Below are 15,572 nucleotides of genomic sequence, written 5' to 3'. Positions count from 1 at the left end.
TGAGGTGTGAGTTATGCGGTGAGATAGGCGTTTTTTGCGGTGAAATAGGCAAAAGGGGCTGAAAAGTCAGGGGATCTGTGCGGAAAAGCAGAACATCCGGTCGGATTCCCGGTAGGAAAAGGCGAAAACCGCGCCCGACTGGTTCAGGATGTTCATGACCGTCCGCAGGCCGTAGCCGTGTTCCTTCGAGCGGTAAGGGGAGATCACCACCTGGTTGTCCAGGATTTTGACGGGAACGGCGGTGGTATTTTCGATGTACAGGAAGCTGCCGTCCTCGGTGACCTGCATCTTGACGGTGATGGTCCGGGGCTGGCCCTCCGGGATTTTATCACAGGCCTCGATGGCGTTGTCGATCAGATTGGAGAGGAGCACCACCAGATAGGTGTCGTCCAGAGAAAAATAGGTTAGGTCGTCCAGCTGCATGGAAAATTCGATGTCCTTCTCCCGGGCCAGGCTGTATTTCTGACTGAACAGAACATCCGCCACCTGCCGGCCGGTTTTCACGATCAAGGGGCTTTTGGTGCTGGTCTGCAGGAGGGACTGGACGTAGGACAGCAATTTACTGTCCGGGGCTTCGTGTTCCGCCAGGCCGCAGATCACCGACAGCTGATTCTGAAAGTCATGGGTCATCTTGCGCTGGCTCCGGTATGCGTCCGACCAGGCCGCAATGACTTCGTTTTGGGCCTTGATGTTGTGCTGTAAGATGATGTTGTCCTGACGGAGCTGTTCCTGCTGGTTCAGGTGACTCAGGAAGGCCACGGCGAACAGATTCATGGCCAGAAGCCCGACGGTGCACAGCAGCAGTTCTTTGGCCACAAAGGGAACGGTGCAGTAAATGCGCCACAGAAAAATGGCAATGGACAGGGACATGGCGGGGAAGATAAATATTTTCAGCCAGTTTTGCCAGGTGGTGTTGTCAAACTGAAAATGCCGCCGGACGAACACCCGGAACCCCATGACCACAAACAGGTCCAGCATTTTGGCGAAATAGCAGAACAGATAATATCCATACGGATCATGGAGCAGGGTTTGCAAGTGAACCCCCGAAACAAAAGCCGCGCCGAGGAAGAACAGATTGTCCGCCGCCGTTATAAAGGAAAGAAACAGGATGGAAACCACCGCGCTTTTGACCAGCGGCGCGGAAAATACCTTGTAAACCCAGGCGGTGTCGATGCAGACCAGCACAAATACTTTCAGAAAGGAGTTCCAGTCCGAAAAGGCCAGGCCGATGCAGTTGAACAGCACCAAAAACAGAACGGAAAAGAAAAACGAACGGCCCTGAAACTTCTTGATGAAAAAGGTCTCGCACAGAAAAACCAGCGAGATATCTTCGGTGAAAATCAAAAAGAAATTCAGCAGATTGTAGATCAGTTCATTCATAGACGACTGCCCTTCCACATGAGGTATTGACTGCAGATGTCGCGGTAGCTGCTTTCGGATACTTTTAATACTTCGCCGTTGCGGAGTTTGACCTGATAATTGGCCAGCCGGCTGATGTAGCACATGTTCACCAAAAAGCTTTTGTGCAGGCGGATAAACCCTTTGTCCTGCAGCTTCTTTTCATAGTCGCCCAGCTTTCCGAGGCACTCCAGATGGGGCCCCGGCGACGAAACCCGATGGAGCAGAACCCGCCGGTAGGAAGTGCCCTCAAAATAGAGAATATCCTTCAGAGCAATTTCGGTGGTGGAGTCTTTCAGCTCCACCAGAAGGGTCTCGGTGTCCTCAAACAGCTTGTCCTGAATGGCGTCCAGACAGGCATCGATTTCTTTGACATATTGGTTTTTCATGATGTATCGGAAGGCATTGACCTTGTAGCCGGTGGGCGCATACTGGATGTATGCGGTGACAAAAACCAGGATGATGTCGGGATAGCGCTGGCGGAGCTGGCAGGCCACCTCAATGCCGTTGATTTCGGGCATATCAATGTCAAGAAAGGCCACCTGTACGTCGGAAAGATCCTCGTTCAGCACCACTTGGGGAGAGGAGAAAATCCGGCAGCTGAGGGGCCAGTCCCGTCTGGCGCATCCTGTGCTGATCTGGTCATACAGCTCTCCGGCAAAGACGGCGTCGTCATCGAGAATTATGATTTTCATGGGGGATCTTTCCTTTCTGTTTTGATTCTGGACTGGTCTGGTTTTGAAGCGCCGGCGAAATAAAAATGTGCTTTTTCGCGGCGGGCAGGCCCCCTGCACGCGGGGACGGTTCTGCTTATGCGGCCGTGCGAAAAAGAACGGGCTGTTTGGTCGGCCCGACGGAATTCAAAACCCAATTTAACATACAGCTTAAACCCTCATTTTGTCAATATTTTTGCAATTCTGCTGATCTTTAACGCAAATTGCCGCCGAAATCGCGTTAAAGTTAAGAAAAATTCTGATGATTCGCTCAAAGTGAGGTGGACAGAATGAAAATATATGATTTCAACGGGAAAAAGAACATCTGCGGGGAGCGCATCCGGGAAGCGCGCTTAAAACTCCGTTTTTCCCAGACCAATCTGGCGGTGCGTCTGAAGCTGGAAGGGGTGGAGCTGGAGCGGGATTCCATCAGCCGGATCGAGATCGGAACCCGCTTTGTTTCCGACTATGAACTTCGGGCTTTTGCAAAGACTCTCAACGTTTCTCCGCTGTGGCTTTTGGGGATGGAATGAGCCAAAAAACCATTCGATTTTATTCGACAGGATTTGCATCTGCTTCACCGGCAAAGGGAAGAAAACGGGAAGCTTCTGCTGCATTCTGAACGGCCGTTTTTTCACCGTCGTTTTTGGGAAAAAACAGGTGTTTTTTGCGGCGGTTTATTCTGCGCTCCGGCGGCTGCCGGGCAGGAAAAGCCGTTTTGACAGAGACGCTATTGTTGGTTCACTGCATGAAAACCGCCTCTTGCGGCAAAGAAACAAAAAATCCCCCGAAATCTGTTATGATAGGTAGCACGATGAGAGAGGACCTCTTTTGTCGCGAATTCGCAAGATAGGGTGGTACGGCCATGGAACCGGTTCAAAACAGTTTGCTCAATCCAAAACAGCAGTGGCACAAGGCGCAGAGAAAGCGGACGGGTGAGAAAAGTGCCTCCGCGGTCTTTCTGTGGGGACGGCGGGTGGTGTTTGAGGAGCGGGCCATCTTTCAAAACGACGCCGTCATCCGCATGCCGAAAGAGTTTGCAGAGCGCGCCCCGGAGGAAGGAAACCCGCTCTTTTGGGCCGGCACCCAGCCCCAGCATCTGTTTTCCAGCAGCCGTCTGCATTTCACCCTGGCGCTGAGCTGGACGTTCAACCGGATTTCCGACGAGAATATCGCGGACATCACCAAGGTGATCCGGCCCCTCGTGCCCCGCATTTTCCCCGAAAGCATCGTCCTCAGGGAAGAGACCTTCCTCAAAGAGGAGGGCAGCGTGTCGGTTTTGTACATTGCATCTCCCGCCGCCGGCGGAGCGCGCGGAAATGTCCTGTTTTTTGCGTCGGCTGAAAACCGGCTCCTGATGGGCAATATTGCCTTTTCCATGCAGGACGCGGAACGCATGGAACCCATCGCCCTGGAGATGGCACAGTCCTTCCGCTGGACCCGGAAGCGCAGGTCCTGAACGAGAATCGATGCCCCCGCTTGCCGGGCCTGGAGGCCGGGAGGCGGGGGCGTTTTTGGGTAAAAGGGCCGTACTCCGTCGGTTTGAAAAGCTGCCCGGGGCGGAACGATTGACAACCGCGGCGGACAAGAGTAGTATTACGGTTGGTTGACCTCATTGTTCCCGAAGGGGAGAGAAGGACCCGGCTTTTGCCCGGGCAGAGGAAGTAAAACATCCAGGAGGTAACAGGACATGAAAAACGCAAGACCCATCACATCGGAGATGATCGCCGCCTTTAAGGCGAGCTATGACGCTGACAAGTCGGCCCGTGTGCTGACTGCGGCGGTTTCCCACAATCCGCTGAGCAAGGTGGCCCTCGACCCGATGACCGCCGCCAAGATGGACAACAGCTTCTCCATCGAGGTGAAGACCCGCGGCATCACTGCACAGAAAAAGAGCGGCCGCTGCTGGCTGTTTGCATCCATGAACGTGATGCGTGAAATCGTGGCGGAAAAATGCAATCTGGAGAAGTTCGAGCTGTCCGGCAACTGGCTGGGCTTCTGGGACAAGTTTGAGAAGATCAATTTCTTCCTGGAGAGTGTGCTGGACTGCGCCGACCTGCCGGTGGCAGACCGGACCCTGGACTGGGTGCTGAACGGCATCAACGACGGCGGCCAGTGGGACATGATGGTCAGCATCATCAAGAAATACGGCATTGTGCCGGCTTCGGTCATGCCCGAGACCGAGCAGTCCTGCGGCACCATGGAGCTGATGCGGCTGCTGAACACCAAACTGCGCAAGGACGCCGTGGAACTGCGTGCTCTGGCCGCTGCCGGCGGCGACACCGCCGCCCGCAAGGATGAGATGCTGGCCGAGCTGTTCAAGGCACTGTGCATCTGCTTTGGCCGCCCGGTGGATCAGTTCGACTTTGAGTACACCGACAAGAATGGCGTGTACCATGTGGACCGCGGCCTGACCCCGGTTTCCTTCTATGAAAAGTACATCGGCCTGGCTCTGGAGGACTACGTCAGCGTCATCCACGCTCCCACCCAGGACAAGCCCTTCGGCAAGACTTATACCGTCAAGTATCTGGGCAATGTGGTGGAGGGCTCGGTCCGCCACCTGAACCTCCCCATGGAGGAAGTGAAGGAGCTGGTGATCGCCCAGCTGAAGGCCGGCGAACCGGTGTGGTTCGGCAGCGACTGCAGCAAGTTCGGCAACCGTGACGGCGGCATCTGGGACCCCAACTGTTTCATCTACGGCGACGTCCTGGGCGGCATGGATCTGGACATGACCAAGGAAGAGCGCCTGGACTACCGCGACAGCGCCATGAACCACGCCATGATCCTCTGCGGCGTCAACCTGGACGCCGACGGCAAGCCCAACCGCTGGAAGATTGAGAACAGCTGGGGCGAGGACGCCGGCCGGAAGGGCTACTTTGTGGCCAGCGACGCCTGGTTTGACGCATTTGTCTATCAGGCCGTGGTGAACCGCCGGTTCCTCACCGACGCCCAGCGCCAGGCCCTGGACGCCGAGCCCATCGAGCTGGCTCCCTGGGACCCCATGGGCTCTCTGGCATAACCCTGAATCAGCCTGACCTGTCCTGAAAATCCAGCGCGCCCCGGACGCAGACCGCCCGGGGCGCTTTTTTGCGCCTTCGGGACAGAGAGGACGGTTTGGAAGCCCAAATTAAGCAAATACCCGCCCCGATTGAACCCAAACAGTCCTTGTGCTATAATATCGATGTAGTTTTGAAAATACAACGGTGCGGCCCGGCCGCCGCGCCGGGAAGGAGATATGGGTTGATACGAAAACAGGACCGGCTGGTGATTACCTTTTTCACCACCACCGATGCCATGGCCATGGAACATCTGTGCAAAGAGCGGCAGGCGGACGGGCGGATTATTCCGGTACCCCGCAGCATCACCGCCGGCTGCGGCCTGGCCTGGTGCGCGGCCCCCGAGAGCGAAAAACCGCTGCGGGCCCTGATGGAAGCGGAAGGCATCCGGTTCCAGGGGGTGTACCGCTGCCTGGTGTAAAGGAGGCGCGGCATGATTTATCTGGACAACGCAGCCACCACCCTGCGCAAACCCGAATGCGTGGTGGAGGCGGTGACCCGGGCCCTGTGCAGCATGGGAAACCCCGGCCGCAGCGCCCATGACGGGGCGCTGAGCGCCTCCCGCACTGTGTTTGAGGCGCGGCTGGCCCTGGCGGAACTGTTCGGGGCCGAGAGCCCCGACCGGATCGCCTTCACCGCCAACGCCACCGAGGCCCTCAACATCGCCATCAAGGGCATCCTGAACCCCGGCGACCATGTCATCACCACCGCCCTGGAACACAATTCGGTATTGCGGCCTCTGTATGAGATGGAGGACAAGGGGGTGGAGCTGACCATCCTGCCGGCGGACCGGCAGGGCCGGCTGAAGGAGGCGGATTTTGAGGCCGCCATCCGGGCAAATACCCGGGCTATCGTCTGCACCCACGGCTCTAACCTCACCGGAAACCTGGTGGATATCGGCCGGGTGGGACAGATTGCCCGGCGTCATGGCCTGCTGCTGGTGGCGGATGCCTCCCAGACGGCGGGAGCCTTTCCCGTCGACGTTCAGAAGATGCAGATCGACATCCTCTGCTTCACTGGTCACAAGAGCCTGCTGGGCCCCCAGGGGACCGGCGGCCTCTATGTGCGGGAAGGGGTGGAGGTCCGGCCATTGCTCAGCGGCGGCAGCGGGGTACAGACCTATCTGCGCCGCCATCCGCCCCAGATGCCCACCGCTCTGGAGGCCGGCACCCTCAACGCCCACGGCATCGCCGGGCTGCTGGCCGCGGTGCGGTATCTCCAGGCCACCGGCCTGGATGCCATCCGGGAGAGGGAACTGGACCTGATGGAACGTTTTTACCGGCAGGTGTCGGCCATCCCGGGAGTGACGGTGTACGGGGATTTTTCCCAGCGGATGCGCTGCCCCATTGTGGCCCTCAATGTCCGGAACTACGATTCCGGTGAGGTGAGCGACGCCCTCTCGTCGCAGTACGGCATCGCCACCCGCCCCGGCGCCCACTGCGCGCCCCGGATGCATCAGGCTCTGGGCACCGTGGAACAGGGCGCCGTCCGGTTCAGCTTTTCCCACTACAACACCGAAGAAGAAATTGAAATCGCTGTTTCCGCCCTGCGGGAACTGGCACAGGAGGAATAAATCATGGAAAAAATCATCGACTGCCGGGGCATGGTCTGCCCTCTGCCCGTGGTCAACGCCAAAAAAGCCGCCGAGGAACTTGCCGCCGGGGACCGGCTGACGGTTCTGGTGGACAACGAGGTGGCGGTGCAGAACCTGCAGCGCTTCTCCTCCCACAAGGGATACGTCTCCACCGGGGAGAAGAAAGGCGACAAGGAATACGCCGTGGTCATGACCATCACCGGCGAGGGGGCGGCCCCGCAGCCGGAGGAGGTGGACTGCCATCGGGATACCCGCCAAAAGGGGATGCTGGTGGTGCTGTCGGGCAATACCATGGGCACCGGCGACCCCAAGCTGGGCGCCGCCCTGATGAAGGCTTTTGTGTTCGCCCTGACCAAACAGGACCAGCTGCCCGAGACGGTTCTCTGCTACAACACCGGCGCCTACCTGAGCTGTGAGGGCTCGGAGGTGCTGGAAGATCTGAAACTGCTGGAGTCGGAGGGGGTCACCGTCCTGACCTGCGGCACCTGCCTGGACTTCTACGGCATCCGGGACAAGCTGGCGGTGGGCGGCGTCACCAATATGTACGAGATTGTGGAGCGGATGGAATCCGCCGGCCACATCGTCAAGCCGTGACACGCCCCGAATGGAAAGCCCGGCGGAGGAAAAAGAGATGAACCATGAAAGAAAGCGCGCGGTTGTTTCGGGCGTCGTGTTTGTTGGCGTGTATGTTTTGTCCGGGGCCCTCATCCGCTGGCGCAGCTACGATATGTACCTGGAAGCGCTGAAAGTGCTGACCGCCGTGATCGGCGCGGGCTGCTACTGGATTGGAAGCAGAGAAGGATGAGCGGCCGGGCGGAAGGAGAGATAAACCTATGGAAACACAGGTCAAACTGACCAAACTGGCGGCCTGCGCCGGCTGCGGGGCCAAGATGGGGGCCGGGACTCTGGCCAAAATGCTGGACGGATTCAAAACCCATGCCGACCCCCGTCTGATTGTGGGGTATGACAAGAGCGACGACGCCAGCGTCTATGTCCTCAGCGAGGAACAGGCTCTGATCCAGACCACCGACTTTTTCCCGCCCATTGTGGACGATCCCTACCTCTATGGCCGGATTGCCGCCACCAACGCCCTGAGCGACGTCTACGCCATGGGCGGCGAGCCCAAACTGGCCCTGAATATCCTGTGTGCGGCGGAGAGCATGAAGGACGAGACCATCCGAGAGATTCTGCGGGGCGGCTACGATGCCGCCTATGAGGCGGGGGCCATCATCACCGGCGGCCATACCATCAAGGGGGCCGAGCCCATCTATGGGCTGGCGGTGTCGGGGTTTGTCCGCCCCGACAAGGTGCTGACCAATTCGGGGGCCCGGCCGGGGGATGTGCTGCTTTTGACCAAGCCCCTGGGGGTGGGCATCCTGACCACCGCCGCCAAGGCCGATATGGTGCCGGGCGAGGTGATGGACCGCATTTATCAGCAGATGGCCACCCTGAACAAAACCGCCCGGGATATCATGGTGGAGTATCCGGTCCACAGCTGCACCGACATCACCGGCTTTGGCCTGCTGGGCCACAGCTATGAGATGGCCCAGGGCAGCGGCTGTACCCTCCATATCGAGGTAGGCCGGGTGCCCTATCACCCCGAGGCCCTGGAAATGGCCGAAATGGGCCTGATCCCGGCGGGGGCCTACCGGAACCGGGAGTACGCCCAGCCGGGGGTGAAGCTGTGCGGGGAAATTCCCCTGGCGGTGCAGGATATCCTGTATGACCCCCAGACCAGCGGTGGGCTGCTGATCGCCCTGCCGGCCCGGGCGGCAGAGGAATGCCTGGCCCGGCTGCAGGAGAAGATTCCCCAGGCGGCCCGGATCGGCTGTGTGACCGAAATGCAGGAGAGTGCAATCAAGTTGGAGTAAACGATGAAGGATTTGGTGATTGTACGGGGCGGGGGAGACCTGGCCACCGGAACGATTTATAAGCTGCGGAAATGCGGGTTCCCGGTGCTGGTGCTGGAGATTGCTTCCCCCTCCGCCATCCGGCGGAACGTGGCCTTTTGCGAGGCGGTGTACCAGGGCAGCCAGCAGGTGGAGGATATGACCTGTTATCTGGCCGGCACCGTGGAGGAAGCCCGGCGGCTTGTGGAACAAAATCAGCTGGCGTTGCTGGTGGACCCGGCGGGGGACGCCATCCGGCAGCTGAAGCCCCTGGCGGTGGTGGACGCCATTCTGGCCAAGCGGAATCTGGGCACCCATCGGGGGATGGCCCCCATCACGGTGGCTCTTGGCCCCGGCTTTACGGCCGGCGTGGATGTAGACGCGGTGGTGGAAACCCAGCGGGGCCACAATCTGGGCCGGGTGCTGTGGCAGGGGGCTGCCGCCCCCAACACCGGCGTCCCCGGCATCATTGCCGGCTACGGCAGGGAACGGGTGATCCACAGCCCGGCGGCGGGCGTGCTCCGCAATGTCTGCAAAATCACCGACACCGTCCGGCGGGATCAGGTGATCGCGGTGGTGGAAACCCCGGCGGGGGAGGTGCCGGTGAAGGCCACTCTGGATGGATTGCTTCGGGGCCTGATCCGGGACGGCTACCCGGTGACGGAGGGGTTCAAAATCGCCGACATTGACCCCCGGGCGGAGGAATATCAGAATTGCTTTACCATCTCGGACAAGGCCCGCTGCATTGCAGGGGGCGTTGTGGAGGCCGTGATGTGTTTGAAAGGGGAGCGCGGACAATGATTCAAGCAGTAGTAGGCTCCGGCGGAAAGACCACCCTGATCCACCGGCTGGCGGAGGAATACCGCGCCCAGGGGAAAAAGGTGTTTGTGACCACCACCACCCATATGCGGGCCGAGCCGGACACCCTGCTGACCGATGACCCGGAACCCATTCTCCGGGCGCTGGAACAGACCGGCTATGCCATGGCCGGGATTCCGGAAGGGGAGAAAATCCGGGCCCTTTCCCCGGCCACCTATGCGGCGGTCTGCGCCCGGGCCGATGAGGTGCTGGTGGAGGCGGACGGCTCCCGGGGGCTGCCCCTGAAATATCCCTCGGACCAGGAGCCGGTGATCCCGGACAATGCAGAGGAAATCCGGGTGGTCTGCGGCCTGAACGCTCTGGGCCGCCCCGCCCGGGAGGTGTGCCACCGGCTGGAACGGGTGACCGCCTGCCTGGGGATTCCGGAGGATGCCGTCATCACCCCCGCCCATGTGCAGCGACTGGTAACCGAGGGCTATTTGCGCCCCTTGCGGGCGGCTTTCCCGGACAAAAAGGTCACCCTGATGCCCCGGACGGACGGCTCGTTATACCAGCGGGCAGTGGCCAGCCTGCTGGTGCAGGAACAGGATGTGTCGGTCCTGCAAAAAGAGTGGTTCTGCCCCCAGCCCCGGCTGATCGTCTGCGGCGGCGGCCATGTGTCCCGGGAAGTGGCGGCTCTGGCCGCCCGGCTGGACTTCACCACCCGGGTGATCGACGAGCGGCCCGAACTGCTGACCAGAGAGCGGTTCCCCACAGCGGAGGAGCTGATCTGCGATTCCTATGACAACCTGGCCCGGCATCTGGACCCCGGGGCCTGCTATGTGGTGGTCACCCCCAACCACAAGGCGGATTTGCAGTGCGTGGAAACCATCCTGCCCACCGACTATGCCTATCTTGGGATGATGGGCAGCCGGCGGAAGGTGGAGTCCACCGTGGAGCAGCTGCGCCAAAAGGGATTTTCCTGGGAGCGGATTGACACCATTTTTGCTCCCGTCGGCCTGGAGATTGGTGCGGTGACCCCGGCGGAAATCGCCCTCAGCATCCTGGCGCAGATCGTCCAGCAGAAAAACAAAAACCACATGGCTTCGGCGGACCGGAGCCTGCTGGAAACCCGGGAACAGGGGGTGCTGTGCATCGTGGTGGAAAAACACGGCTCGGTTCCCCGCGGGGTGGGCAGCATGATGTTGGTGACCCCGGACCAGACCCTGGGCAGCATCGGCGGCGGAGAAGGGGAGTACCGCGCCATCTGCCACGCCCGGGCCCATGGGGGATACGATGTCCAGACCTACACCCTCCACGGCGGCGCAGCCGGCGGCCTGGATATGGTCTGCGGCGGCAGCATGAAGGTGCTGTTTGTGCCGGTGTAAAAAAGCTTTCCTCACTGAAACAAGAGGGCTTGCTGCCTGCTGCTTGCAGGCGGCAGGCCCTTTGTTCTGCGGAGGCGGGATGCAGCGGGAAAGTTTGCAGGCCCCGGATGGACGGGTGAAACCCGGCGTGCTATAATAGCCTTACATTCAACCCATGAGAAAAGAGGGATTGTCTATGAAAGATGCCATCTCCGCACTGCGTGTTCTGGAACATCAGAACTACGCCTACCGCTATGCACAGAGCGTCATCAACTTTGACGGCGAAACCGTCGCCCCGGCGGACAGCGCCGCCGGCCGGGCTGAGGCCATCGAGGTGCTGAGCCGCGCCCAGTTTGACTTGCTGACGGCTCCGTCGGTGGATCAGCTGCTGGATCAGGCGGACGCCGCCGCAGACGCCGCCCCCGACGGGGAACAGGTTCGCGCAGAGGTGCGGGAACTGCGCCGGACCCTGAGACAGATCCGGCCCATTCCGGCGGAGGAGTACGCCGCCTTTGAGCGTCTGACCCAGGAGGCGACGGCCGCCTGGGCCAAGGCCAAAAAGGCCAGCGACTTCTCGATTTTTGCCCCGTATTTGGAAAAGCTGGTGGCGGGCCGCCGCCGCCAGGCCCAGCAGATCGCCCCGGGCAAAGACCCCTATGAAACCCTGCTGGACCAGTACGAAAAGGGCCTGACCATCGAAAAGTGCGACCAGTTCTTTGCCACCGTCCGGGGAGCCATTGTGCCTCTGCTGGAGGCCATCCAGACCCGGGGCAGTGCCATCCGCACCGATTTTCTGGATCAGGAATGGCCGGTCAGCGGCCAGCGTGTCCTCTCCCAAAAGGTGATGGAGCTGTGGGGCCTGGACCCGCAGCGCTGCGTCCTGGCCGAGAGCGAGCACCCCTTCACCGACGGCTTCAATACCCGGGATGTGCGGATCACCACCCACTATATGCCCCGGGATCTGCTGTCCAACCTGTATTCGGTGGCCCATGAGGGCGGCCACGCCCTCTATGAGCTGCACGTGGACCCCAAACTGGATTACACCGTGCTGGCCGGCGGCGCTTCCATGAGCCTGCATGAGAGCCAGAGCCGCCTGTTTGAGAACATGGTGGGCCGCAGCAGGGGCTGCATCCATCTGCTGTGGTCGGCCATGCAGGAGCAGTTCGGCGGCCAGCTGGCCGGCGTGACCGAAGAAGAACTGTACCGCGCCGCCAACCGGGCCGAGCCCGGCCTCATCCGCACCGAGGCGGACGAGCTGACCTACTGCCTGCACATCATGGTCCGCTATGAGCTGGAAAAGGCCCTGATCCATGGGGAGCTGGCGGTGGCCGACCTGCCCGCCGCCTGGAATGCAAAATATAAGGAATACCTGGGCCTGGATGTGCCCGACGACGCCCACGGCGTGCTGCAGGACATCCATTGGGCCGGCGGCAGCTTTGGTTACTTCCCCAGCTATGCTCTGGGCAGCGCCTATGCGGCCCAGGCCATGGCCGACCTGGAACGATCCATCGACTTTGACGGGATGTACGCCTCCGGCGACCTGGCCCCCCTGCGGGAGGCCCTCGCCCGGCGCCTGTGGCACTACGGCAACCTGAAAGAGACTTCCTGGCTGGTGGAAAGCCTCTGCGGCGGCCCCTTCGATCCCCAGTATTACGTGGACTACCTGACCCGCAAGTACACCCAGCTCTATAACCTGTAATCGGAAAGAGAAGCTGCCTGCCGGCACGTTTTGGCCGGCTGGACGTACACAAAAAGACCCGGAACCGTTGGGTTCCGGGTCTTTCTTTGCAATGTTGAGATAAAATATTCCGGCTCCAATAAAACCGAGCAACCGCCCGGACACAACAAAAAATCCGCTTCGCTTCGGGAATGGATTTCGTTTGGTGGAGATAATCAGGATCGAACCGCTGACCGCTTGCATGCCATCGGAGCGCTCGCTCGAGCAGTGCTTGGAAGATGCGATCTTTCAGGATGCCGAAGAAATATTCCGCCATGGCGAGGCGGATGGCTGTTACTCCGCTTTAAAAGATGGCCTTTGACGCTTTGCATCGGTATATGACCGCCTCCGTCCGCTGATACCAGTGGGCCGCACGGTTTTTCGACGGAAACAGGTGAAAAGGGGGTTGACAAAAACGGTGTTTTCTATATAATTACCAATGGTAACTATATGAGGAGAGCAAAAATGGAACCGAAAACCATCAAAGCACTGCTGGATGCCTGTTATTTGGCCAAGCGCTGCCGGGATTTGCTTCCGGCGCTGCCGGAAGGCGTGACGCCGGCATACATCACATATCTGGATGTAATCCAAACGCTGCAGCAACAGGGCCGGCAAGTCAAAATCTCGGATATCAGCGATGCGCTGAATCTTCCTCGGCCGGGTGTGACCCGGACGGTGAAGGAAATGGAGGCCAAAGGCTATCTCTATAAGAGCGCCTCTCCACGGGATGGACGGATTACCTACATTTCGGTCACGGAGGCGGGGAAGAACCTGTCCCGGATCTACGATGAACAGTATTTCGCCCGTTTGGCGCCGCTTTTGAGCGGCATTTCGGAAGAAGAGGCCGGCTGCACCATTCAAACGATTCAAAAATTCTATCGCGTCATGTCGGAAGGAGGCGTTTCTGTTGAATAAGAAAAGTGCAGATTTTACCCAGGGCAGTATACTCCAGAAACTGCTCTGGTTTATGGTTCCCATTCTGGGAGCCCTGATTTTACAGGCCGCCTATGGAGCAGTGGATTTGCTGGTTGTAGGGCGGTTCGGGTCCACATCGGGGCTGTCGGCTGTCTCCACGGGAAGCCAAATCCTGAATCTGGTCACATTTGTTGTGACGCAGCTTGCCATGGGCATCACGGTCTTGATCGCACGGTATCTGGGCGAAAAAAAGCCGCAGCAGGTTGGGTCCGTCCTGGGAGGAGCAATTCTTGTTTTTGCGCTGATCTCGGTGGGATTGTGTGTTGTATTGGTGGGTTTTGCCAGACCCATCTCTGTGCTGATGCAGGCGCCGGCAGAGTCTCTGGATCTGACCGTAAGCTATGTGCGCATCTGCGGAAGCGGTATTTTCTTTATCGTTGCCTATAATGTGCTCTCCGCCATCTTTCGTGGAATGGGAGACAGCCGTTCTCCGCTTTTGTTTGTTCTGGTGGCCTGCGTGGTCAACATCCTGGGAGATCTGCTGCTGGTGGCGGGTCTCCAGATGGATGCCGCCGGAGCGGCTCTCGCTACAGTATTTGCACAGGCGGTCAGTGTGGTCTGTGCGGTGATATTGCTGATCAAAAAGGAGCTTCCGTTCTCTTTCAGTCCGAAAGAAATCCGGCTGAATCTGCAGTGCCGCAAATTCCTGGCCATTGGATTGCCTCTGGCTTTGCAGGAATGCTTGACGCAGCTGTCCTTCCTGGCGCTGTGCGCTTTTGTGAATCGCCTGGGCCTGGAGGCTTCTTCCGGGTATGGCGTAGCCAGCAAGATCGTCAACTTTGCCATGCTGGTTCCCAGTGCGGTCATGCAGTCGATGGCATCCTTTGTGTCGCAGAATGTGGGTGCAGGCAACCCGAAGCGCGCAAAACAAGCCATGTTTACCGGAATTGGTGTGGGACTTGGTTTTGGCTGTGTGGTTTTTGCCCTGGTCATGCTAAAGGGCGATGTGCTGGCTGGCATCTTCTCCTCCGATGCAGTGGTCGTCCAAAAGGGCTTTGAATACTTAAAGGGATTTGCCCCGGAAACCATCGCCACCGCGATCCTGTTTAGTATGGTGGGCTACTTCAATGGAAACCAGAGAACGCTTTGGGTCATGATTCAGGGATTGGTTCAAACCCTTCTTGTTCGACTTCCCATGGCGTATTTCATGAGCATTCAGCCCAACGCAAGCCTGACCCGGATCGGCCTTTCCGCCCCGATCTCCACCGCAGTTGGAATCCTTTTGAACGTGGGCTTTTTCATTTATTTTGTCCGTGAACAAAACAGCGGCAAATACGCAACCAAACTGGAATAACAGGGAAGGACCGAAACCGTATGGCCACCTGCGCCAGCCGCATCCTGGTCAAACCAACCACGGTGTAAAGCTGGTCCGTGCTATGGAAATGATTGCAACAAATCGTAAGAACTTGGAATAATATAAAGAGGCACCCCATTGGCAACAAACAAGTCAAAGTACTTGTGCTGCGAATGGGGTGTTTTATGGTGTTGGGGTATCTTGGGTGCGAATACAGGCGGCTGAATGGCATACACAAAGCGGGCTCACATTTTGTAAAAACAAGTCGAAAACACAGGTCTTTTGGCCAAAATCAGTATCGAAAGGGGATATAGCTGGCTCGGGCGCAGATAAAAAATGCCCGTTGCTTTGCGCCGCCTGTGAAAAAAGAAAAGCCTTGAAAACGTAGTGTTTTCAAGGCTTTCCGCGTTTGGTGGAGATAAGCGGGATCGAATCGCTGACCTCTTGAATGCCATTCAAGCGCTCTCCCGAGCGGTACGTGTGCGCACCCCCAAAACCGATGCTTGGGAGATGTGATAAATACGATAATGCAATGAAAAATCTTAATATATATTTTCTGGACATAACAAAACCTCCTCGTGTAGTTCTATTATCCTACACGGGGAGGTTTTTGTCTATTGTCTGCTTTTTACGGACCTGTTTAAAAAAGAGTCAGGTGTTTTTGAACCGCTCCAGTAAAAGTAGACAGTGAAAAAAGAAGGCCTCCTGTGGTAGAATAAAACTACTACAGGAGGTCTTTGCTATGCCCAGAAAATACAGCCACATTCAGGA

15 protein-coding genes are annotated in these 15,572 nt (G+C 58.6%); 13 read left to right on the top strand and 2 right to left on the bottom strand.

The window, feature by feature from the left end:
* Positions 1-66: 66 nt before the first annotated feature.
* The gene (locus tag B5F27_RS01605; RefSeq protein WP_087364203.1) at positions 67-1,380 is read right to left on the bottom strand and encodes a GHKL domain-containing protein; all 1,314 of its coding nucleotides are present in this window, start codon (positions 1,378-1,380) and stop codon (positions 67-69) included.
* A complete protein-coding gene (locus tag B5F27_RS01600; RefSeq protein WP_087364201.1) occupies positions 1,377-2,093 on the bottom strand; it encodes a LytTR family DNA-binding domain-containing protein in 717 nt (238 codons plus the stop codon). The genes B5F27_RS01605 and B5F27_RS01600 overlap by 4 nt, the downstream gene beginning before the upstream one ends.
* Before the next feature lie 308 nt (positions 2,094-2,401).
* On the opposite strand from B5F27_RS01600, the gene B5F27_RS01595 reads away from it, so the two are divergent.
* From B5F27_RS01595 to B5F27_RS01535, 13 genes are all read left to right on the top strand, one after another.
* Complete coding sequence (locus B5F27_RS01595) at positions 2,402-2,644, top strand: helix-turn-helix transcriptional regulator (protein ID WP_087247154.1); 243 nt, start codon at positions 2,402-2,404, stop codon at positions 2,642-2,644.
* Positions 2,645-2,976: 332 nt separating this feature from the next.
* Positions 2,977-3,570: a hypothetical protein gene (locus tag B5F27_RS01590; protein WP_144066467.1), complete on the top strand. Its 594-nt coding sequence runs from the start codon at positions 2,977-2,979 to the stop codon at positions 3,568-3,570.
* Between the two features lie 231 nt (positions 3,571-3,801).
* Positions 3,802-5,130 carry a C1 family peptidase gene (locus B5F27_RS01585; protein ID WP_087364197.1) on the top strand — a complete coding sequence of 443 codons (1,329 nt, stop codon included), beginning with the start codon at positions 3,802-3,804 and terminating at the stop codon, positions 5,128-5,130.
* A gap of 221 nt (positions 5,131-5,351) precedes the next feature.
* Positions 5,352-5,588 carry a DUF3343 domain-containing protein gene (locus B5F27_RS01580; RefSeq protein ID WP_087364195.1) on the top strand — a complete coding sequence of 79 codons (237 nt, stop codon included), beginning with the start codon at positions 5,352-5,354 and terminating at the stop codon, positions 5,586-5,588.
* Between the two features lie 12 nt (positions 5,589-5,600).
* Positions 5,601-6,740, top strand: coding sequence for an aminotransferase class V-fold PLP-dependent enzyme (locus B5F27_RS01575; protein ID WP_087364193.1), 1,140 nt, complete (start codon positions 5,601-5,603; stop codon positions 6,738-6,740).
* Between the two features lie 3 nt (positions 6,741-6,743).
* Positions 6,744-7,355 carry a sulfurtransferase-like selenium metabolism protein YedF gene (gene yedF, locus B5F27_RS01570; protein ID WP_206422980.1) on the top strand — a complete coding sequence of 204 codons (612 nt, stop codon included), beginning with the start codon at positions 6,744-6,746 and terminating at the stop codon, positions 7,353-7,355.
* A 37-nt stretch (positions 7,356-7,392) separates the two neighbouring features.
* A complete protein-coding gene (locus B5F27_RS01565) occupies positions 7,393-7,566 on the top strand; it encodes a hypothetical protein (RefSeq protein ID WP_242956743.1) in 174 nt (57 codons plus the stop codon).
* 28 nt (positions 7,567-7,594) lie between these two features.
* A complete protein-coding gene (gene selD / locus B5F27_RS01560) occupies positions 7,595-8,632 on the top strand; it encodes a selenide, water dikinase SelD (protein ID WP_087364189.1) in 1,038 nt (345 codons plus the stop codon).
* Positions 8,633-8,635: 3 nt separating this feature from the next.
* Positions 8,636-9,451 carry a selenium-dependent molybdenum cofactor biosynthesis protein YqeB gene (yqeB, locus tag B5F27_RS01555; protein WP_087364187.1) on the top strand — a complete coding sequence of 272 codons (816 nt, stop codon included), beginning with the start codon at positions 8,636-8,638 and terminating at the stop codon, positions 9,449-9,451.
* A complete protein-coding gene (gene yqeC, locus B5F27_RS01550) occupies positions 9,448-10,836 on the top strand; it encodes a selenium cofactor biosynthesis protein YqeC (RefSeq protein WP_087364185.1) in 1,389 nt (462 codons plus the stop codon). Before yqeB ends, yqeC begins: the two co-directional genes overlap by 4 nt.
* A 175-nt stretch (positions 10,837-11,011) precedes the next feature.
* Positions 11,012-12,514 (top strand): carboxypeptidase M32, encoded by a 1,503-nt coding sequence (locus B5F27_RS01545; protein WP_158098176.1) that lies wholly within the window; start codon positions 11,012-11,014, stop codon positions 12,512-12,514.
* Positions 12,515-12,997: 483 nt separating this feature from the next.
* Positions 12,998-13,447: a MarR family transcriptional regulator gene (locus B5F27_RS01540; protein ID WP_087247132.1), complete on the top strand. Its 450-nt coding sequence runs from the start codon at positions 12,998-13,000 to the stop codon at positions 13,445-13,447.
* Entirely contained in the window at positions 13,440-14,801 is a 1,362-nt protein-coding gene (locus B5F27_RS01535; protein WP_087364181.1) for an MATE family efflux transporter, read from the top strand. Before B5F27_RS01540 ends, B5F27_RS01535 begins: the two co-directional genes overlap by 8 nt.
* Positions 14,802-15,572: the final 771 nt, after the last annotated feature.

The organism is Faecalibacterium sp. An192 (assembly GCF_002160175.1).
Classification (GTDB): domain Bacteria; phylum Bacillota; class Clostridia; order Oscillospirales; family Ruminococcaceae; genus Faecalibacterium.
This window is presented reverse-complemented; position numbering and strand designations above follow the sequence as displayed.